The sequence below is a fragment of the Sporosarcina sp. FSL K6-6792 genome, from assembly GCF_038004885.1.
GTDB classification, from domain to species: Bacteria; Bacillota; Bacilli; order Bacillales_A; family Planococcaceae; genus Sporosarcina; species Sporosarcina psychrophila.
In genome coordinates this window covers 468,563-488,959 of the sequence record NZ_JBBOSA010000001.1, presented here as the reverse complement: position 1 = coordinate 488,959, position 20,397 = coordinate 468,563, and the positions used below count along the sequence as shown (strand labels likewise).

The 20,397-nt window shown below is 36.8% G+C and carries 23 protein-coding genes and 1 pseudogene; 5 read left to right on the top strand and 19 right to left on the bottom strand.

The genetic code is table 11. The annotated features are described in order from the left end of the window. Positions 1-497: 497 nt before the first annotated feature. On the bottom strand, positions 498-740 hold the full coding sequence (locus MKZ26_RS02330; RefSeq protein ID WP_340764110.1) for a hypothetical protein: 243 nt from the start codon (positions 738-740) through the stop codon (positions 498-500). A gap of 377 nt (positions 741-1,117) precedes the next feature. Here MKZ26_RS02330 and MKZ26_RS02325 point away from each other — a divergent pair, with 377 nt between their 5' ends. Continuing rightward, complete coding sequence (locus MKZ26_RS02325) at positions 1,118-1,357, top strand: hypothetical protein (protein WP_340764109.1); 240 nt, start codon at positions 1,118-1,120, stop codon at positions 1,355-1,357. A 178-nt stretch (positions 1,358-1,535) separates the two neighbouring features. Beyond that, positions 1,536-2,153 carry a cupin domain-containing protein gene (locus MKZ26_RS02320; RefSeq protein WP_340764108.1) on the top strand — a complete coding sequence of 206 codons (618 nt, stop codon included), beginning with the start codon at positions 1,536-1,538 and terminating at the stop codon, positions 2,151-2,153. Positions 2,154-2,465: 312 nt separating this feature from the next. Here MKZ26_RS02320 and tnpC read toward each other — a convergent pair whose 3' ends face one another. From tnpC to MKZ26_RS02295, 5 genes are all read right to left on the bottom strand, one after another. Next, positions 2,466-4,067 (bottom strand): IS66 family transposase, encoded by a 1,602-nt coding sequence (gene tnpC, locus MKZ26_RS02315; protein ID WP_445683447.1) that lies wholly within the window; start codon positions 4,065-4,067, stop codon positions 2,466-2,468. 26 nt (positions 4,068-4,093) lie between these two features. After that, on the bottom strand, positions 4,094-4,450 hold the full coding sequence (gene tnpB / locus MKZ26_RS02310) for an IS66 family insertion sequence element accessory protein TnpB (RefSeq protein WP_340764106.1): 357 nt from the start codon (positions 4,448-4,450) through the stop codon (positions 4,094-4,096). Beyond that, complete coding sequence (gene tnpA / locus MKZ26_RS02305; RefSeq protein ID WP_340764104.1) at positions 4,440-4,763, bottom strand: IS66 family insertion sequence element accessory protein TnpA; 324 nt, start codon at positions 4,761-4,763, stop codon at positions 4,440-4,442. The genes tnpB and tnpA overlap by 11 nt, the downstream gene beginning before the upstream one ends. Positions 4,764-4,915: 152 nt before the next feature. Next, on the bottom strand, positions 4,916-5,158 hold the full coding sequence (locus tag MKZ26_RS02300; RefSeq protein WP_338656601.1) for a hypothetical protein: 243 nt from the start codon (positions 5,156-5,158) through the stop codon (positions 4,916-4,918). A 91-nt stretch (positions 5,159-5,249) separates the two neighbouring features. Beyond that, positions 5,250-5,492, bottom strand: coding sequence for a hypothetical protein (locus tag MKZ26_RS02295; RefSeq protein ID WP_067209527.1), 243 nt, complete (start codon positions 5,490-5,492; stop codon positions 5,250-5,252). Positions 5,493-6,099: 607 nt separating this feature from the next. Between MKZ26_RS02295 and MKZ26_RS02290 the strand changes: the two genes are divergently transcribed. Continuing rightward, a complete protein-coding gene (locus MKZ26_RS02290) occupies positions 6,100-6,735 on the top strand; it encodes a pentapeptide repeat-containing protein (RefSeq protein ID WP_340764102.1) in 636 nt (211 codons plus the stop codon). A 241-nt stretch (positions 6,736-6,976) separates the two neighbouring features. On the opposite strand, the gene MKZ26_RS02285 is transcribed toward MKZ26_RS02290, so the two are convergent. The 5 genes from MKZ26_RS02285 to MKZ26_RS02265 form a co-directional block, all read right to left on the bottom strand. Next, entirely contained in the window at positions 6,977-7,420 is a 444-nt protein-coding gene (locus MKZ26_RS02285; RefSeq protein ID WP_340764101.1) for a GNAT family N-acetyltransferase, read from the bottom strand. Between the two features lie 139 nt (positions 7,421-7,559). Next, positions 7,560-7,748: a hypothetical protein gene (locus tag MKZ26_RS02280; RefSeq protein WP_340764100.1), complete on the bottom strand. Its 189-nt coding sequence runs from the start codon at positions 7,746-7,748 to the stop codon at positions 7,560-7,562. Positions 7,749-8,486: 738 nt separating this feature from the next. Continuing rightward, positions 8,487-8,813: a MazG-like protein gene (locus MKZ26_RS02275; RefSeq protein WP_067209536.1), complete on the bottom strand. Its 327-nt coding sequence runs from the start codon at positions 8,811-8,813 to the stop codon at positions 8,487-8,489. 127 nt (positions 8,814-8,940) lie between these two features. Further along, complete coding sequence (locus MKZ26_RS02270) at positions 8,941-9,159, bottom strand: hypothetical protein (protein ID WP_067209539.1); 219 nt, start codon at positions 9,157-9,159, stop codon at positions 8,941-8,943. A gap of 190 nt (positions 9,160-9,349) precedes the next feature. Further along, positions 9,350-9,691, bottom strand: coding sequence for a hypothetical protein (locus MKZ26_RS02265; RefSeq protein ID WP_340764098.1), 342 nt, complete (start codon positions 9,689-9,691; stop codon positions 9,350-9,352). A 20-nt stretch (positions 9,692-9,711) separates the two neighbouring features. Between MKZ26_RS02265 and MKZ26_RS02260 the strand changes: the two genes are divergently transcribed. After that, positions 9,712-10,107: a GNAT family N-acetyltransferase gene (locus tag MKZ26_RS02260; RefSeq protein ID WP_340764097.1), complete on the top strand. Its 396-nt coding sequence runs from the start codon at positions 9,712-9,714 to the stop codon at positions 10,105-10,107. Between the two features lie 859 nt (positions 10,108-10,966). Here MKZ26_RS02260 and MKZ26_RS02255 read toward each other — a convergent pair. Further along, a complete protein-coding gene (locus MKZ26_RS02255; protein WP_340764096.1) occupies positions 10,967-11,125 on the bottom strand; it encodes a hypothetical protein in 159 nt (52 codons plus the stop codon). 365 nt (positions 11,126-11,490) lie between these two features. Between MKZ26_RS02255 and MKZ26_RS02245 the strand changes: the two are divergent. Beyond that, positions 11,491-12,728: pseudogene (locus MKZ26_RS02245) on the top strand (IS110 family transposase). Positions 12,729-12,802: 74 nt separating this feature from the next. Here MKZ26_RS02245 and MKZ26_RS02240 read toward each other — a convergent pair. From MKZ26_RS02240 to MKZ26_RS02210, 7 genes are all read right to left on the bottom strand, one after another. Continuing rightward, complete coding sequence (locus tag MKZ26_RS02240) at positions 12,803-14,554, bottom strand: M3 family metallopeptidase (protein WP_340764093.1); 1,752 nt, start codon at positions 14,552-14,554, stop codon at positions 12,803-12,805. 328 nt (positions 14,555-14,882) lie between these two features. Then, positions 14,883-15,926, bottom strand: a complete 1,044-nt coding sequence (locus tag MKZ26_RS02235; protein ID WP_340764092.1) for a hypothetical protein — start codon at positions 15,924-15,926, stop codon at positions 14,883-14,885. Between the two features lie 630 nt (positions 15,927-16,556). Next, the gene (locus tag MKZ26_RS02230) at positions 16,557-17,381 is read right to left on the bottom strand and encodes a methyl-accepting chemotaxis protein (RefSeq protein WP_340767594.1); all 825 of its coding nucleotides are present in this window, start codon (positions 17,379-17,381) and stop codon (positions 16,557-16,559) included. Between the two features lie 297 nt (positions 17,382-17,678). Next, the gene (locus MKZ26_RS02225) at positions 17,679-18,182 is read right to left on the bottom strand and encodes a hypothetical protein (protein WP_340764090.1); all 504 of its coding nucleotides are present in this window, start codon (positions 18,180-18,182) and stop codon (positions 17,679-17,681) included. A 383-nt stretch (positions 18,183-18,565) separates the two neighbouring features. Next, complete coding sequence (locus MKZ26_RS02220; RefSeq protein ID WP_340764089.1) at positions 18,566-19,006, bottom strand: NUDIX domain-containing protein; 441 nt, start codon at positions 19,004-19,006, stop codon at positions 18,566-18,568. 584 nt (positions 19,007-19,590) lie between these two features. Then, a complete protein-coding gene (locus tag MKZ26_RS02215) occupies positions 19,591-19,794 on the bottom strand; it encodes a hypothetical protein (RefSeq protein WP_340764088.1) in 204 nt (67 codons plus the stop codon). A gap of 96 nt (positions 19,795-19,890) precedes the next feature. Further along, positions 19,891-20,196 (bottom strand): hypothetical protein, encoded by a 306-nt coding sequence (locus MKZ26_RS02210; RefSeq protein WP_340764087.1) that lies wholly within the window; start codon positions 20,194-20,196, stop codon positions 19,891-19,893. Between the last annotated feature and the right edge of the window lie 201 nt (positions 20,197-20,397).

The following is a 20,397-nucleotide window of genomic DNA, read 5'->3' as shown; positions in this document are numbered from 1 at the left end:
CTGTCTTTACATCACTTCAACACCATAAACAATCAAAGAAACTTGACTTTATTCCAAGCATGTCAAGAAGAGAAAACTGCTGGGACAACACTGTAATGGAGAGTATCTTTTCACACTAAAGTGGCATGTAACACTAAATAAAATAAGCCGTCTTACAATTAAATAAATCTTCATAGATGGCTCTTTGTCATGCTACCCAAGTGGTTCGCTATTTTTTATAATTCGAGCTTTCTGTCTAGCATAGCAAACCGTAGATTTAAAATAATAATTAGTGTGTGGTGCTGCAATCACATCACATATCCCAGTGAAAACACAAAATAACCAAACATTCAATAGAGTGTCTAGTTTACATTCTATCACGTTATGAGGGTAGTGTTGCGAATAGTGCCATGTGTGTATAGCTAACCGGAGTACTTATCCACTATAGCAAACTCTATTATTAATTCCGCCATTACCAATCCCCTCCCAGTGTTATACGAGAGGAATTCCGACTTTTTTCATTGCTCATAACTTCTCTTTTCAAACTTATATGCTGAAACCTTATAATCAATAAATGCACCAATGAACCCTATAGGTATACCGCCTGCAGAGGTTGAAAGTAAAATAATAAAAAGATCTACCCTCCCTACTTTTTGGTACAAAAAATAGAAGACTAAAACGGTTCCAATTGCTGTGAATATCACCGTGAAATAATAAGTTATATTCACATATTCTTCCTCTCCCGTCGATTTCTTACTCATAACATGCCCTCATTTCTTGGAACAACAATAATGTACTTTTATTATTCACTTACTTTTGTTGTTTCAATCAATTTAGGCATGATATCCGTATTATCCTCACTCGGTAATACGTGCGTGATATGCGTTTGATATGTTTGCTATTAAGTTTATCGGATTCATATATCGCTCTTTCGCTTGATGTTCAAACTGTGTATTAAACAGTTTTCATAATGTGTTCCGATTGCCTCTGTGGTACTATCATTTAATACATAATGAAAGGAACTAAGCCATGATTATATTAATACAGTTGATCAGCTCAATACCCAGCTTGTAGGGCGTGCTGCAACACCCCTTGACGTGCCTTGCAAGCTCGGGTTTCTCCAAGGGAGCTGATCCAAATGAAAAACCGTTCCAAAGCCTATACTCGCCATCAGCGAGAGAGAATCATTCAAAGAAAATGGGCAATTCTAAAAGATGCTCTGCAACGAGAAGGCGAGTCCATGCCCGTGCGTGGGACATTAAGCAAAGGAAAAGTCCATTGTTCTTGTAGAATGTGCTGCTATGAACAGTATCATGGCATCCCAAAATCTAAACATAAAGCACAATGGGAAGCGATGCAGAAGGAAGTAGACGATTAAGTCTATTTCTTTTTTTAATGGCTTTTTTTATTTCACATAATGTGTCCGCTGTTTATCGGACCGCACATGTATCAGCGCAAGAAAGTAAATGACCCTTCACACTAAAGTGGATTCATACATATCCTGTAAAAGTATGCTACCAATGCATATTTGACATCATATAAGGAAGGATGTACTTATGAGTTCGAGTATTGATTACACTTCACCAGCAACTCAGTTCACTTTTGACGTAAATGACAGTCCGAGTTTCAAAAAAGACAATCAAAATTTTATTAATGTGTTAGGTATCAAGCAATTAAACACATTAGAAAATGTGTCATTACTTGATATCTTTCTTAGCGCTGGCAATGTCATCGAGCCACATTACCATCAACATGCTGCAGAGCTTGTTTATTGTATTTCTGGAGCTTGTACTGTTTCATTTCTGAATCCTTTTACAAAAGAAATCCAAAATTATCCTATTACCCCTGGGCAAGTTGCAAACGTGCCGCAAGGATGGTGGCACTATATAGTAGCTACTGCTAATAACACTCATTTTTTAGGTATTTTTGATGCACCAACTCCGGAAGTAATTCTAGGGTCTGACCTCTTAAAATTAACGCCTTCGAATATTATGGCACATACCTATTGTATGGATGAGAGTCAATGGAAAAAAGCAATTGCTCCCGTTGAGCCTTCTACATTTATCGGACCCCCAAAGGACTGTAACAGAGTGAAAGAAACTATCTCATATCCAGTCCCACATTCTGTAGAGCAATACGCCGACCAAATGTGTCCATATACTTATCAAAAATAACAATTTATCGTTCTTTCTCTTTGAATGCATCCATCCCATTCACTACTTTACTTCATCTTCGAATTGGCGACCTCCCTACTAATCTGTGGACGGGTCGCTCTTGCTTTGTTCAATTTAACCTTCTCACTGACAACGAGTCGAGCTGTTAACGATTGTGTCGGTCATTTTTTCACTTCACGTTGAACTTCTGAATAGTTCTGTTCCAGACTGATAATCCTCTTTTCCCAGTCCTGCACTATATCCTACATGTTCTTCCCCTCGTAAGCGTCAAATAGCACCCACCTGTTCTTCAGGGGGCGCTTATTATATGCTTTATTTAGTTTTATTCGGGACGTGGCAATCTACCGGAAGAGTCTTCGACCATGGAAGCAGTTGATCGATCGCTTTGGGATCCGTCAGATCTATTAAAGGCAGCTGTTCAAATACGAAAGTTAAGTAAATCAACGGATTTAGCTGATTTTCTTTGGCAGTTTCCACGATACTATAGGCGATTGCGCTGGCTTTTGCACCTTTCATAGATTGAGAGAAAAGCCAATTTTTCCGACCAATCACGAAGGGCTTTATAGCGCGCTCACTTCGATTATTATCGATTTCTAAGCGACCGTCTTGTAAAAATGTTGTTAGACGTGGCCATTGGTTTCGGCAATATTTGATGGCTTGTCCGAGCGCGCTTTTAGGCGTGACGCGGGAGCTTTGCTTTTGTAACCATACTGAAAAAGCATCCAGCACAGGCTGACTACGTTCAAATCGTTCTTTTTGGCGTTCGTCAGGACTGACATCCTTTAACTTTCGCTCGATGGCGAATAATTGATTACAGAATTGGAATCCTTCTTCCGCTGCGCAAGGTGTTTCTTTATTCTTTGCTTCCGCAGGCAACGTAGTGAGCGCTTCGTCGAATTTTCTACGGGCATGGGCCCAACACCCCACCAGTTTCACCTTCGGTATATCGTTATACCCCTGATAGCCATCGACATGCAGAAATCCTTCAAAGCCAGAAAGGAAGGCTTTTGGATGCTTGGCAGCCCTTGTTTGTTGGTAATCGTACAATACAATGGCTGGTACATCACACCCCGTTCGATACAACCACATATACGACTTAGATGTCGTCGGACGCCCTGGTTCGGAAAGTACTTGAAGCGTTGTTTCATCCGCAAAGAGAACACTTTGCCCCAATAAATGAGTTTGAAAGCGATTATAAAGATGGCTAAGCCAATGGCTTGCTCCATGCATCATCCAGTTAGCCAATGTTTGACGTGATAAAGGGACGCCTAAGCGCTCCAATTGTTTTTCCTGACGATAAAGAGGCATGCCTTCGACATACTTTTGGTTCATGATATAGGCCATCGCCGAAGGTGAAGCCAAACTACCTGGATACATAGGTGCTGGCATCTTTGCTGTGACAATTGGAGTTTCAGTGCCTTCGCGTTCACAATTGCGGCAGCTGTAGACATGGCGTATATGTTCAACGACCTTCACTTGAGCCGGAATGACTTTTAACTCGCGGCGTACTTCTGTACTCATTTCGTGTACTTGTTCACCGCAACACAAACAAGCCTGTTCCTCATCTGATAAACGATAGTGAATCGTTTCAGTTGGCAGGTTTTCAAGCATCGCTTCGATTTGGCCCGTACGTTTTTTACGACGATAGGTAATCGATTCAAGCGTTGGTTCCTCTACCTTTTCATCCGCTGTGACTTCAGCTTCGTTGAAAAGAGAGAGTGCGATTTGGTCTGGATTGGTTTTTTCACTAGAAGCGCCAAATTTCCGTTGTTGGCTGAGGCGAAATTGTTCTTCTAACCAGTTGAGTTTAGCCTGTAGCGCTTCATTTTGTTTTTCCAACTCCATGTTTTTCGCTGCGAGTTCTTCAATTGTAGATGAGATGACCGCTACTGATTTTTCCATAATAAAAGGAATTCGACACAATTTGTCGAATTCCTTTTTCAAATAATAATTTTCGCAGAAAGTTTTGGATGGGCTTGTTTTTGTTCATATGGTAAGCCATCGAGTAGCCAGTGTAATTGTTGATAGCTAATCGACAGTGGCTGTATTGTTTTTCCATCGGGCCACTGAAATAGACCGTTTTCTAACCTTCGGTAGTAGAGCCAAAATCCATTATGATCCCAGTGAAGAATTTTAAGCTTGTCACGCTTACGATTACAGAAGACAAATAAACTAGGGGAAAACGGGTCAAGTTGAAAGCTTTCTTGAACAATGACAGCTAATCCATCAATCGATTTTCGTAAATCAGTACGTCCACAGGCTAAGTACACACGATTGATGGGTGTTTTACTTAACATGCATTTGAAGTACCTGAAGTACTTCCCCTAAAAGTGCGGGGTTGAAGCCCTCTTCAATTTGGATGGAAACAACACCTATTGCCAGTGTTAATTGAGTAGAAATAGCCACATTTGAATTGAGTGTATCAAACGTAAGCCACTCTGGGGCTGTGGGTGCAGTATCTGTTTTTTGCCAATCTTTTTTGAGCCAAGTATACATGCTTGGAATACTGATATCATTTGCAGCACACCAGGCTGTTACGCTAGATTCACCACTTGCATTAAATGCTTCAATTCGCGACTGCCACATGGCTCGTCGTTCGTCTCTCGTCATGAAAAAACCTCCTAACCATTGATGTTAATGTGATTATCACACAACACGAAAGAGGTTAGAAGGTGGGGAGTATTTGACGCTTACCCCCTTTTATGGGTAAATAAAAAAGAACGCCCGGATAGACGTTCTTGTTAATCGATTAATGCATACAGTTATTTGTTTTTTATATAGTCCATTCCTTGCGTTGTTATTGCTAATACTAGATTATCTGACCCTTGCCCACTGTCTATGGCATATTCCTTTTCGATTAGGTATTCAATAGCCAGTTTGCTGTTTACGTCTGCATTTATCATTGCTTTGGGTAATTTATAACTTCCTCCATTATTAGCGAAATGATAATCATAAAGACTTTGTAATAGTATATCCGATAACTTATTTCTTTCTTCATTAGTCATATGTAATCCCTCCTCTTCCTTCTACCATTCGACAAATGTGGAAGGAATCCTTTAAATAAATAATCGCCAGTGATGGACGAACGTAATAGTATTACTCGATTTCACTTAATTTCAATTCAGTAAAACTTTTTTTGATAATTTCTTCAGAATAAAAATTTATTTTCCCACATTCTGTAACCTCTTTGTATTTTACTCGGTAGCATTTATTGCTTATCCTAACAATGTCCGCATCCATCATCAATTGCGCAGTTTGAAAATCAACAATACCTTCACTGCTCCCTCTAGCTCCGAGTCCAAATTCAGTAATAGCATAAACTTTGACAGCCCCACTCATAAAACCACTCCTCTTATATCTAATACTTTAACACTCTAACACCTTAATGCTTAAATACTATAATATCCGACAAAAAAAGGAATATCAATCCTAATAAAAGGATTCAGATTGGTCATAAAAAATACACCTCTCAACCTAGGTGTTCGCTTGTTGCAGAAATAGAATCAAACCAAGATATTTTATAGAATTGATTAAAGCTGAAATTCATATCACCTTGACTATGGTGACATAATAATTCAGGTTCCCCCTTAATGATTGCATTGAGTTCTGTCTTTTCGCCCGCAGGTCTTTTAGTTTTCTACCATCATCTTCATACACATCTTACCTAAATACCCATAACTTTCTATTCCGAGTATCCATCGATAACAAAAGTTAAAGTAAAATGAATACTTTATTTTCTTGATGTTGATAAGTTAGCGTTGGAGAAACTTCGCGTATTTAACTGAATCTCGCCGTTAATTTAAGAAAAGCTCCTAACGTTGCACACAGATTCCCCTAAAAATATAGTCTTTTATAATAATCAATAATAGCTTAGAGTTGCTATTCAAGGGATGAAGTTCTTTCCTTAAACAAATGTACAAAATTTATATTTGAGAGAGGTAGTTAAATGAAAATCGATTCACCAAAAATACCAAACGATTTACCTGTAATCAATTTCCAAGATATTTTTTATCAAGAAGATCCAGAACTTGAATTGTGTATAATTAATGATTCCTTTTTTGCTAATGAAGTGTTGCATAGAGTGCGATTATCTAAAATGTCCTTAAAAAATTGTAAGTTTAACAATACTAATTTTAGTAATATCGACATTACTGATGTTATTTTTGATAACTGCGATTTTTCAAATGCTAACTTGAGTAGTTCTTCTATACATAGGACGGTATTTAAAAATTGCAAATTATTAGGTCTGGATTTTACAGAGTCTCGCTTTGGCAATGTTGAGTTTGATAATTCTTCACTGAACTTAGCCTCATTCGGAAATTCAAAACTAGAAAAAGTTAAATTTCTAGACACATCATTAGTAAGCTCTGATTTTTATGATTGTATATTTAAAAACGTCGAATTTAGATTATGCAACATAAACAGTGCAAACTTTGAAAAGACACCACTTAAAGGAATCGATATTAGTAATTCTACTTTTGAATCACTTACAGTATCTCTAGCAGATCTTAAAGGCTGCAAAGTGAGTTCTTTCCAAGCAATTCAATTTGCTTCTCTTTTAGGCTTGATAGTTACTGATTGAATTTAGGCTAAACGTAAGATGCTTCTTCTATAAGATTGATGTAAGGCTCCTTTAATTAGATTTGCGTAGAAAACAATAAACACAGAATGATACTTCTCCGACCTGTAGCTCATTTATTTCGCACACTAGTTTCCTTTTTTTATCAAAAATAAAGAATGAACGTTCTTATTCCGAACAAACAAGAGAAGACCGTCAATAGACGATCTTCTCTTGTTCAACTATTAGATCGATTAGTGGAATATCATATTTCTTTTAAAGTTGTTTTAAACACATAACTAGTTTTGGCATACTTCATTTTATCCTCATAAAAACGGTGTGCATCTGTACGCTGTAATCCTGAAGATAAAGAAACACTTTCATAATTATTTTCTTTTGCCCATTCATGAACATATGTAAGTAGTTTTTCACCGTATCCTTTTGAACGTATAGTAGTATCTGTAACCAAGTCACAAATCCAAATAAATCTGCCACTAGAAAGTGTTATCATCGGCTTCAAACCAGTAACTGCAACAATTTCACCACCATCTAGTAAAGCGAATATTTTATATCTATCATTCTCTTGCGCAGCAATTACTAGTTCAAGATAAGTATTTTCATCCAAGTGAGTTCGTAACTGCTTCATAACAGGAAATGCTTCAATAATTTCATCGCGTGATTGAAGTTCTTTAATTGTTAACGTATCCATAAGTGGAAACTCCTTTCCAATTTTTCACCAAATTGAATCTAACATAGTTTTTCGTCTACCTTACTTATTGAAGAAGAATCGGCTATTCTTAAAGATTTTATCCTTTTTTCAACTGATGCTCCAGTAAGTTGAATAAGTATTAATTTGAACAAGCCCTAATTAAAAACACAAATACTATAATCATAATGAATGAAATAATATTTATTAAACAGCTACCACTTGGTGCACCTGTGGTTGCTTGTGCCCACGTATTATTTAAAGTGCTGCCTGGATTTTTCCGTTGTTCTTTTGCCTTTAATCTCTCTCTTTCTTTTTCTTCTGCAGACATATTACCACCACACCCATTACATTTTTTATATTTACTACTATCAATAATTTGTTTATCCTTTTTTGATAATTCGTTATTAGTGAATGATTCATCATTATATTTTCGACAAGGTTAATTTGCAAGGTCACTTTTCATTAATACGATTAAGTTGTTTCTATCGTAACGCATTTACATCTTCCCCCACACTTGTAATTCGACTCACAGTGAGGAAGTCCTCTTTTTGGTTTGATATTACGCAACTTTTTGCTTAACGTAAAAAAGCGACCCAGCCACAATTTCAATTTGTGGACAGGTCGCTTTGGCTTTGTACTTATTTAACCTTCTTATGGATAGCTAGGCAACATTGACACAACAGTGTTCTCGGATTATCCATATTAAAGACTGTCAATAGACAATCTCCTGTTGTTCGACTAATGCGCCTGCTAACAATACATATAGCGTAAAGCCAGAGCTACGCCATAGAGGATGAAAATGTGTGCTGAACGGGTATTGGGTCGATCTACTATGATGGCAGAGAAGCCCTGGCTCTAACGACCACAGTGCATCACAGACTGTCGTACCCAATATTGGCAGCACTTACGGGAGATCAACCCTACTCTGGTTACTGCCCCAGCCTTGCCTATATTCTAGGGTGGGTGGATGTATGGGGATGATTTTTCATTTACCTATCCATTCCATATTATCATTCTCATAGCCCAGCTTTTTTGGTTATGCGCTATTATCAATAAGCTTATTAGCTCAATCCCCTATTTTCTTTTCGGTTTTGGTTAAGAATTTTTCCAATGCTTCACTAATATCAATATCCGTGCGGTCAGCCAAATTAATCAGCCACCACATACATTCACCAAGCTTATGTTCAAGTTCAGATTCAGTTTCTCCATTTGTTGGCCAACGCCCCTGTTGAGACATTGTTAGTCGACCTACCAAACCAGCATCTGTCAGGAAAGCTAATGCATCTTCTTCTACTGTCCATTCTTTTTCATGATACTGTCGTTCTAAATTATGGTAGGTTTTTCTTATTTGTAAAGAACGTTCAACGGCTTCACTAAAATTCATATTTTTCATTTTGCTTCCTTTCTTTTATAGACATGTATGGTTCATCTGTTTGTGTTTTGATAAGGCATCTCATCTTACTCCCATAAAATAAAAATAGCGCCAATTTCTCTTTAATAGAAATCAGCACTTCGTTAATTCACTCTACGCTGCGTGACGCTTTTGGCGGTTGGCACACGTCACATTTACGTTGGTTATTATTATTAAATTTCGTAAATGTTTTTTCAAAGTTGCTACCACATGCACATTTAAATTGTAACTTTTGAGAAAAACCGAGATATTCAGTCGTTAACAACTTACTTTCCGAATTTTTCTCAACAAATTCTCTAATTTTATCGATCGTCCATCGTTTAATCATTCTCTTACACCTCCATATTTTATCTATAGGCGGAGGCTTTTTTTGGGCATCCGTTCAATTATGAGTTAAAGTCGTAATTATCCTAAGCTCCTCATTATAACATGAGCTGACACACAATCAAACAGATGGAAGGGATCTTATTTAACGAATCAGTCCCGCCAGTTGAATAAGAACTAAAAGGAGCTTTTTATTATTTGTTATTATCATATAAATCTTTATACATAATACTAACAAGAGTAAAAACAAATACAGGAATTAAAAAAAATCTATTATTTGTCAGGCTATTCGCTGAAGTATTATCAAATAAAATACTTACTATTAAAGCAATTATAAGAATCACACAGAAAATAATAAATATCATTTTATTTAGCAAAAAATACTCTTTTTTTATTTGAATCACTAAAAATACTATTGTAAAAACAATTAAAACAATACGAGTTATAAATAAAAATTCATATTGAAGAAAAAAAGTTGCAAGTAAATATAAAAGAACTATTAAATTAAAAATTATAGGGAAATTAATTTTTTTCATAATAAACTCCTAAAAGTAGATTGATTGGCGTTATTCAACAACCTGGCTTGCGCTATATACGCACACGGCTCTTCCTAGTCACCGAAAAATACGGAAAATACGGATCGTATAAAGTCTATGATTGTTTCGATGAGACCTTTGTTGGACTTGGGCATTTGACACTAAATGAAAAACAAATTAGTGAAGCAGAAATTGGATATATGTTGCTACCAGAATACTGGGGGAAAGGTTATGAGACTGAGACGGCAAAAAAATTAATTGATATTGCAAATCAATTAGAAATTATGGTGTTAAAAGCTATTATTGATCCAGAGAATCTCCCTTCTAAAAAGATATTGAGTAACCTGGGTTTTGAATCCCAAGAGTTTTGTGTAATAGACGGTTTATCAGGGGAAGTCCTAAGTAAAAAAATATAAATCACTTTACCATTCCTTTGTTCCATTAACAGGTGCTATTATGGAAGATCATAAGCCTAGTTCCTCGTTCAAGATACGATGGGTTAGGCTTTTTTATCTTTCAAAATCGTTACCATTGTAATTTTGCTCTTTCTTGACGTTACCACATTGATAAACTCATTGGCAACGAGTGGTTAGTCTTGCGGCAATCGCTGGTGAAAAACATGGCAGAAGCGGTACATTCTTATGACCGTAATCACTAATATAGTGGGCAAATCATTTATAAACAAAAAGGACTTCAAATACAGTAACGGGTTCTATTTAAGGGGAAAATGATAAAAACATAAACAGTAACACTTATTTTAAAGACCAAAAAAGCATCAGTTATAACATTGATGCTTTCTATTTTTGAATACGTTTAATAATTCAACTAAGTCGCCCGTTAGCCATACATGTAGCGCAAAATCAGCGCTACACCACAGAGGAAGAAAATGTGTGCAGAACGGGTATAGATTAGGACAGCTGACGAAGAAGGTCGATGGACTCTGGTGCCGTAGAGCACACCCGTTAGTCTGACTCCAACGAGACCACGGTGCATCCCATACTGTCGCACTCTATACGAGTAACACTCATGGGAGATTAATCCTACTCTGATTATTGCACCAGCCTGCCTTTATTCTATGAAGAATGGAGTTGATTCTTGATTAACTTTCAACTTAATATAATCATTTTGTAGGCTCAGCTTTTTCAAAAAAACTATTTCTGAGTCTTTTTTGTATGCCATTTTATTGATTTTGAGAGTTTTTTAATTTTCATGGGAGTTTAATAAAAGATATTGTAACACGACTAAAATAACTTCCCTATTCAGTTAGATAGTTCCCTAATTCGAGTCTGCTTTTTCTTTCTTTCCAATGCTATACCCAAGTACAATACCTAAGATAAGGATAATTAATACATCCATTTCAAAATCTTTTGTTATCAAACTTAATACTACCGCTGCCACAACTGCCCCTAAGATTGCTAATAATAAATTTTTCATAAAAAGCCCTCCCTCAACCGCGTAAGTTCAGATTGATTTAATATTATAATTTTATACTAACATTTATTTATTATAGTTGAAATGTATTATTCAACTATAATGCCCCGTTAGCCATACATGTAGCGCAAAATCGGCGCTACACCACAGAAGATGAAAATGTGTACAGAACGGGTATTGGATATTACGGCTAGGAGAGGAAGGTCGATCAACTATGGTGCCATAGAGCCCATCCGTTAGTCTGACTCAAACGACCACGGTACATCACAGAATGTCGCTCCCTTACGAGTAGCACTCATGGGAGATTAATCCTACTCCGGTTGTTGCACCAGCCTCCAATACTATTCGCCGTAGATAGGATGATTGCAATGGAAGTAATCATTGAGCATGCATGCGGTATGGACGTTCATAAAGATTCGATTACTGCGTGTATTATGACTCCAAAAGGAAAGGAGATTCGAATGTTTTCTACCAAGACTATATTTCTATTACAGTTGAATGACTGGATTAAGGAGCATTAGTGTACCCACGTCGCGATGGAAAGTACAGACGTCTTTTGGAAGCCTATCGTTAACATACTAAAATCTGAGAATATTGAGTTTCTAGTCGTGAATGTCCAACATATGAAAGCAGTGCGGGTCTCAAAACCGATGTGAAGGATGCCGAATGGATTGCCAAGTTACTGCGTCATGGACTACTCAAAGCGAGTTTTATTCCTGAACGAAATCAACGGGAACTTCGGGGGGTGGTTCGCTATCGTCGCAGCATTATTGATGAGCGTGCAAGACAACATAATCGGATTCAACAAGTGTTAGATGGAGCGAATATCAAGTTGGGCTCCGTAGTCTCCGATATTATGGGTGTTTCAGCTCGTGACATGCTTAATGCCATCGCAGATGGCGAGGATGATCCTATAAAACTTGCGCGCTTCGCTCGACGTACAATGAAAGAGAAAAAAGATGATCTTGAACTCGCTCTTCGTGGATACATCAACTCACACCAACGGCTCATGATAAAAACCATTCTCACTCATATTGACTTTCTAAGTGAGCAAGTTGAGCTACTAAACCAGGAAGTAGCTTCTAGACTATCCTCACACCAAGAAGATATTGAGCGGTTGGATTCTATTCCTGGCATTGCCACACGTATGGCTGAACAAATCTTAACTGAAGCCGGAACCGATGTCGGAAATCAATTTCCAAGCTCTTCCTATCTATGTTCCTTGGCAGGATTAGTTCCTGGCCATAACGAAAGTGCTGGAAAAAGGAAATCCACGAATATGAAAAAAGGAAACAAATATCTAAAGTCAGCCCTAAAGTCAGCCTTAGTAGAAGCCGCTCACTCTATAAGAGGGTCGAAGACCTATCTTGGAGCAATGTATAGGTGCACAGCAACACGAAAAGGTAAAAAACGTGCAGGTATTTCAGTCGCCCATGCCATTTTAAGGATCGCCTATTACCTCTTAACACGCAAAGAGATGTATGCAGACTTAGGCGAAGATTATTTCGACAAACAAAAACAACAATCAATGACCCAGAAGTCTCCTAAACCAACAAATAATCTGAGCCAGGAACTAGACGCTACACTCTTTTTTAAAAAATATTGAGCAGCGTCTCCTTTAGCGTTGTCATTTTTGCGAAGTTTAGCGTTTAATTTTCATGGGAGTTGAAGTACAATATTTCATGAAATTTGATTATACTGCTCTATATCTTGAATTAACCTCCGGACTGATTGTTGCCAAAACTCCAACTCAGAAAGATCTAATTGGAAATGTTTTTTAATTAGTTGTTCAAGTGGCAGCATCCCAGTTTCACTTAGGAACCCTTTAAACTTTTGATTAAATGATTTATCCGTTTTAGCAAGTTCTAAAAGTCCAATACTTAACAAGAAGCCAAAAGAGTATGGATAATTATAAAAGGGAGTATTCGCTTGATAGAACTGTCCATATTTAATCCATACAAAAGGCTCATATTCACTTAAACTGCTTCCATATGCTTTTCCCTGAAATTGTAACGAAAGTTCTTCCATCTGTTTTGCATCTAATTGTCCATCTTTTCTAAACTCATAAAACCTTTTTTCAAATAAGAAGGCTCCTCTAATAGACATCAAGTAATTTAGGGAACGCTCAATCTTCGAACCAAGAATTGCTTTTTTAATAGACACATCGTTTGTGTTTTGAATTACATAATCAATAAATACAGTTTCGAAAAAAATTGAAGAGGTTTCCGCCATTGTCATTTCAAATGTATCTTCTGAGAACGAAAGGGATGGAACATATTTCATTTGTCGGAAATGCCAAGCATGACCTAATTCATGTGCAAGTCTTCTAGCACTGTCTATGCTATTGTCATAATTTAATGAAATCCGTGATTCGCCTTCTTGAGTAAATGGAGCACAAAACCCACCCGAAGATTTTGTTTTACGTTGTTCTGCATCTACCCATCCCTTTGTAACTACTTCTTTTACAAATTCACACATACCGCTGTCAATATTTACAAGAGACTTTGTTATTCCATCGATCGCTTGTGAGAAAGTAATCTTAAGAGAAACTTCTTGAGATGAAGTCATCAACTCATGCCAAGAAATATTCTTTTTCCCTACTTCTTCTGCTTTAATTCTTAAATAGCCGGAAAGGTCATGTATATTGGAATCTACTGCATCCCACATAGCATTAAGTGTCGGTTTGGATATGCCATTCAATTGTAATGATTCATCAAGGTAATCTACTTTTCTTATCTTGTTTTCATTAAGTCTTAGTCCAACCATTTGATTATAAATAGAAGCAAATATATTTGCTTCCATTTCAAGGGTTTTGTTTAGTTCTCTAAATACATTGTGCCTTTTAGATTGTTCTGGCTGAGACAAGGATAAATTGCTAGCTTCAGCAAAAGAAATTTCATTTTCTTCATGATTAAGATAGACTTTCACTTTCAATTTGTTACGAACTTGTCCATAAAGGTCTTCAAGACCACTTAATGTTTCTCGAGCAAAGTTTGATATAATTGTTTCTTCACTATTTGTTATTTTTACATCCTTTAGTAACTCAGCTATCAAACTTTTTTGATTAATATTATTAGACCAATCTGTAAATTGATTTTCACTCATATTACTTAGGTTCTCTTGCAAATTCGATATTATAAAGCGTACTTGGGATTTTAAAGCTGATATGAATCCATTTAATGATGTAAGGAGGGAAGGGTCAATATTTTCTGTGGTTAAGCAGTAATAAAAGGATTCTGCTGATTCAATCTTATTAATTGCTTGCGAAATAATGATCATTTCGCCGTCATTCAAGTTATTTGTTTTTGAATACTCCTCGACTTTTATCAATTTCTCTTTAATACTACCCAAATAATTTTTAAACTTTTCCATGTCTAGACCACATAGAAGATTACTCAAATCCCAACGCATTGATGTATTAAATGGTTCCATACACTTCTCCTCCTGTTATTGATTATACTTTAAATGCTACACACTGATATTTACATCAAGCCCCAATAATTCTTTGTTGAATATAAAAAAATCACAAAGAATAAATCCCCTTTTCTTAACTAAACTGCCCGTTAGTAAAAATGCTCCTCTACTTGTTGTAGTAACGCATCCGTTCGCCAAACATGTAGCACAAATTTAGCGCTATATGTATGACGAACGGGTAGGGTAGGTTAATTGAATAAAACTCGGGATTTGCACCCTATAGATTACGCCCATGCTGGACACACCGAAAAAATGAACGAAAATTAAATCCCAATCCTTTTTATCTTTATAACACTAAACTTCCTCTATATCTTAACTCTTCGACTGATAAATGATCTGCTTCGCCATCTAAAATATGTTCCACATCTTGTAGCGTTTGTGACATTGAAACAGCTTTACCTTGTTGTCCTGTATATGCTTCTGCTACGAATAATGGTTGTGTGAAATACGCCTCTAGTCGCTCTCCGAGATTATATGTCTCTAACTCGACTGCAGGAATTTTCTCAATCCCATGCACAGCTACTACTGAACGTAACTCACGATATCGGCGAAGTAATTTTTGTGCACGTTGTCTCAAATTAAAGTGACGTTGGTCCAAGTCAATCCCTTCCAAAATAGATGAAGTTGAATAAATTGGATGTATAGCTGGGTATTGGTGTCGTGTAGCCAAGTCTGCATCTAATTGCCACAATGTTTCAAGTGGACCATATGGCATCTCTTCATCCACAGCTTCTCCAGAAAGATCAACAAGAATTGTTGTGATGTTTTGAACTCGTTCCGCCACTAATCGTTCTTGCAAATCTAATAGTTCACCAGACGAATTAAAACTCTTGTCTGAAATAAAAATTACATCTCCGTTTTGTGAAGTTAACTTTAAGAATGTCTCGTCGATTGTCGCCGTCACTATATCAGCCAATTCAGTCGTGCCTTCAAGTTCCGGATGATTCGTTGTTGGAAGTAAAAAGACCGTTGTGTAATCACTCTCTTTAAAACGGTGCATTAATTCAGCTAAAATAACAACTTGCCCCATGCCTGGACGAGCCACCAATCCAGTAGTACCTCCTTTTACAAGTGGTGCAAAAAAATCCAATGTTTTAATTTTCGTTTCAATCACATTCAGTTTCTCCCCTCGAATTATCAAGTCGTCTACTGAACAGTTAGCAAGTATTGCGAGACCGACTAAAGTGCGGACTTCTGCTTTTCCTAAATCGATTTTACCTGTGCATAAATTTGACACCGTAGCAGGTCGAATTCCAATTGATTTTGCTGCGGATGTTAAATTCGGCACCTTTCTTCTCAATAATGCCACGTTTAATCGAATATCATCCATTTTAGAATCCCTCCTCCGTTACTTTAAACAGTAATTTATTTTACTCCCAAACGCAACACTTATTACTTTTAAAAATAAAAGAGGCCATCTATGACCATCTTCTACTGTTCAATGAACGCACCTGTTGGCTTAATAAGAACTAACTTTCCAACTCAATATATCCTTTAGTTGCTTCCACTTGTTTCCTTCTCTTCTCCGTACAAACATACATTGAGCAGTAAAATGCTTTCCATTTATTAGATTTCTTTCTCTCCCTAAAACTAAAAATTCAAATTCATTTTTCGACTAGTGAATGAAACAGTTTCAAAACATTGTTTAGGTCATTAGATATGTTTGTAGACATCAGGTTTATCAATATTTGAATGTACCGTATAACCCACATAATCTTTAGACATATAGCTCCTGATTTTCGCGCTGGTCTGATTTTTCTAGCACCGCAATCTTTACTGTGTAGACATCAATTTGTCCGCTTTAATATCTAACAGTCTTAAATATAGATGATCCTATTGTCACATCCGGCATCCTCCATTTCACTCCCTTTCGCTATTTTTGAGCAAAGAAAAAGAACGCCCAGTGGAACGTTCTGACTTGTTGCATATTATTAATTTACAAATAAAATACGCTAGTTTACTACTTAGTAATACCTTCAAATTCCTTCATTGTCTCATTAATTTTAGATTGAGTTGAAATAACCGCCCTTTGCGAATTCTCCGTTACTTCACTGACCTTTATTACTTCCTTTGTAATGTTGTCTACGTTGGCATTCACTTTTTTTATTGCACCTTCGACATCACCAGCCAATTTTCGAACCTCTGTTGCCACCACATTAAAACCGAGTCCATGTTTCCCTGCTCGAGCCGCTTCAATAGCTGCATTCAATGCCAAAATATTAGTTTGCGAAGAAATGTTTCGTATTGATTTAGAAACTTCACTTATTAAATTGGTTTGTTCCTTCAAAGATTGAAATGCTTTTATGTTCTCCGTAGAGTTATCAGTAACCATTTCCCCTAAGTCCTCAGACAACTTTTTTAATTGAGAAACTATTTCTATCGTTTTATTTTCGCGTTCTGTAATATTTGTTGCAATTTTAAGTACAGCATTTACTTCACCTTTATCGTTTAGAACGGGAATATAAGTAGCTTCTAGGCAAAGTAAATCCTTTGCTTTACTAACCCTATGAATCTTCTCTTGAAACTTTTTGCCTCTCCTTAGATTATCCCATAGCTCAGCATATTCCTTACTATTCCGGAATTCTAAGGTGCAAAATTGTTCATGTGACATATTCTTCATTACGTTGACACTATACCCCAAAGTCTGTGCAAAGTTCTGATTTGCCCAAATAACCTTCCCATCCAAATTGAATTCTATCATAGCTAAATTAGATTCTAGTGAAGCTAAAACCGCTCTTTCATTCAATACTTGGGTACTAATATTAATATTTGTAGCAATGTTCATGTTCATGTGCCTACTTCCTTTATAATAGATTTCCTATTCTTAAAAACATAATAGAAAAGAGTGGAATTACAGATTTTATTTCCCATAATAATTCCTCTACACTATACTACTACAAAGGAGGACGAAAGACCTTTTTATCACCTTCAAGTATTACGGTACCAAATTACCTAACTCATCACTTCCACCATCATCGACTCAACACAGCATCTGTTTACAAATGTAAAAAACGCCCGAATGGACGTTTTCACATTAATAATTATTCAATTTCACTACTTTGCAGTTTGTTGCTGCTGCGCGTTACGCATTTACACTTTTGGCTTTGCGACCCTGTCTTGCATGTAATCTTTTCATCGCAAATCTTGCTATTGGCTGTGCAACCAACAGTTCAATCCAAAATGCTATACCAAAGTTTCTTGGCCAAATGTGAAAGAAATTTTTAAATGGTTCTAGGCTTATTTGTTTCGTACCAACCCAAGTACCGATAATCGATAGAATAATAGATAATACCGTAACATTCAATAAAGTATTCAATAGAATTCTGGCATTAAACCCATCTGTTTGTCCCACGAATTTTGGTATCAGCTTACCAACAATCGGTCCCGCAATCAATCGTACTGATAAAATTACGATTATCCACATAAACGGAATAATCTTTAATGTATCTAGATATACCTCTTTACTGAAGCCACGTTCCAACCCTGTAATAATAGGGGCGATTGTGTTTACTGAAATAATTGAAATGATTAATAAAAATAATATACCTTCTCTTCCGTTTCTAGGTAGTCTTGTTTCTCCATGCATGTTTGTCATCTCCGCGAATAATATTTCAGATGGCAGACGTATCATGAGACATATATTTTTGGTTAATGAGAAAGCCAATATCTCTACACACTGATTTACTAATCATAGCATTTTCTTCAAATGAATGTCACCTCTCCGTCAGCCATTCCACACTCCTTATTTTTGGATAACCAGACTAATCGCATTGCTATCCTAGCCTTATACCATCTCTATCTTTCGGCTTTCGTTTCGCGTATGCAGCATGCCGTCAACGGTAGATTTGTTTTCTTTTCCCTTAATTAATAGAAAGCCACCAAACGCATTGTTTGCCAGTTATCTTTTGGGAAAGTAAAAGAACGCCCGGTTGGACGTTCTCCATTTGTACTTATTCTTAGCGCTGAACCTTAACGTATAAACGCCAAATCTCTCTCAGCCAAAGCATCTTTCAGCCAGCAAGGATGCATTTTTAACAAATCTGCTGGCAAAGCTTGTTGTTCGAAATATTGAATATCGAGTGATTCCGAAGAATTGCATCGAAGTTCTCCGCTTATAATTTCAGCTAAAAAACAGGTTGTTATAAAATGAACTATTTTTCCTGTAGGGTATGAAAACACCTGTGAATCTGGATCAGAGTAAACACCGATTAGCTTAGTAATTCGTATATCTAAATTCGTTTCTTCCTTCATTTCCCTAATAGCTGCTTCGGATACTGTCTCCCCGATCTCTACATGTCCTGATGGGATCCCCCATAGCCCCACATCAGCTCTCTTCTGCAATAATACTCGATTATCTTCATCTAAAATAATAATTGCGACTCCTGCTTTAAGTTCGTTAATTTCCTTCATTTCAATTATCCCCTTAAGTAATAAAATAAGGCTGATTGAGAAAGTTTCAATGCATCATATGCTGAAATTTTCCCCCTCGAACCTTTTATGTCAATAGGCACCTTATGCAACCTGTAAAAGATACGATCCTTGGTTTCAGACGTTTATAAACAAAACCCTAGTTATAGTTCTCCAATATATTGATTTGATGGACTATAAATCATGATACCTATAGTACTATTTAAATTCAAGAGATACTCCAAGAATTCATTCAACGCCAATCAAAATCTCGCGAACACACGTAATTGCATCGTTAGCCATGAACCTCAGCTCCTCGATTCGCTGCTTGTCGCTGAATCTGGGCCAAATAATAAATGCGGGGTTTGAATCGGATGGTTACTAAGCTGTTGGGTTGGGTTGGGTTGGGTTGGGTTGGGTTGGGTTGGGTTGGGTTGGGTTGGAACTTCTGAAATTGTTTAGTTGGCCATTGTTGCATCGAGATTACAGGTCAGGTTCATTCGGTGTAAGCAGTAAGCTAGCCCACGAAAACACTTGACTGAACGTAAGAAAAGCACCCCGCAGGATGCTAAATAAACTCATAACTTTTACCTGTTTGAAACAAGAAAACGTTGTACCATAGCAAGATTATATCCTTTTATATAGGAATTCCCCGTTATATCTTGATGAATATGTTTATCTTGTATCATTTGAGTAACTTTTATCGACGCTTCTTCTAGACTATTTGCAGATAAGTTCATAATGAAAGTTTCATCATCATTAAAATGAAGTGTTATCTGAAATTCAAGCATTTTCTCACCTCCCGCAACCGATGTTATCAGAAATATAGGTAAACTAAAAGTTAACACTCGTATGTAATTGGACTGTCGCATAGTTCTACATACAAATTATCGCACTCCCGACTTGCCTTTAAGTTTATCTTCTTTATTCTCTAAGAACAATATCTCGACGTATTTGGCATTTCCGACATTTGCATTACGATGTAGTCTTTCAAGCGTCGGATGGGACGTGCTTATCCAAGAGTACTTCTTCTCCTCAAGAATCCAACGAAGAACTTCTATCCCTCTCACATTTCCAACTACGTGGATACGCTCTTGAATTATCCTTAACTTCGTTTCGTATCTAATGACTTGTTGGAGATGCTTTCTCCTTCGAAAAACATCTCTAATCCTTTCAGTTTGATTGATTCCCATCGACTTTTCCTACTTGGGTGCCCCATTAGCTGTTTTCGGGCAAAATAAGTGCAAAGACTAAAATCCAATAATAAAACTAAAAACAACCGTTAAGTTGAATCAGTGTCCTCATTTTTTCCGATAGACGATTATTTTGATTGTGAATAAAATTTTCATTTTGCTTGATACTACGTTAGTAAAAATATATAAATGAGGTGCTAA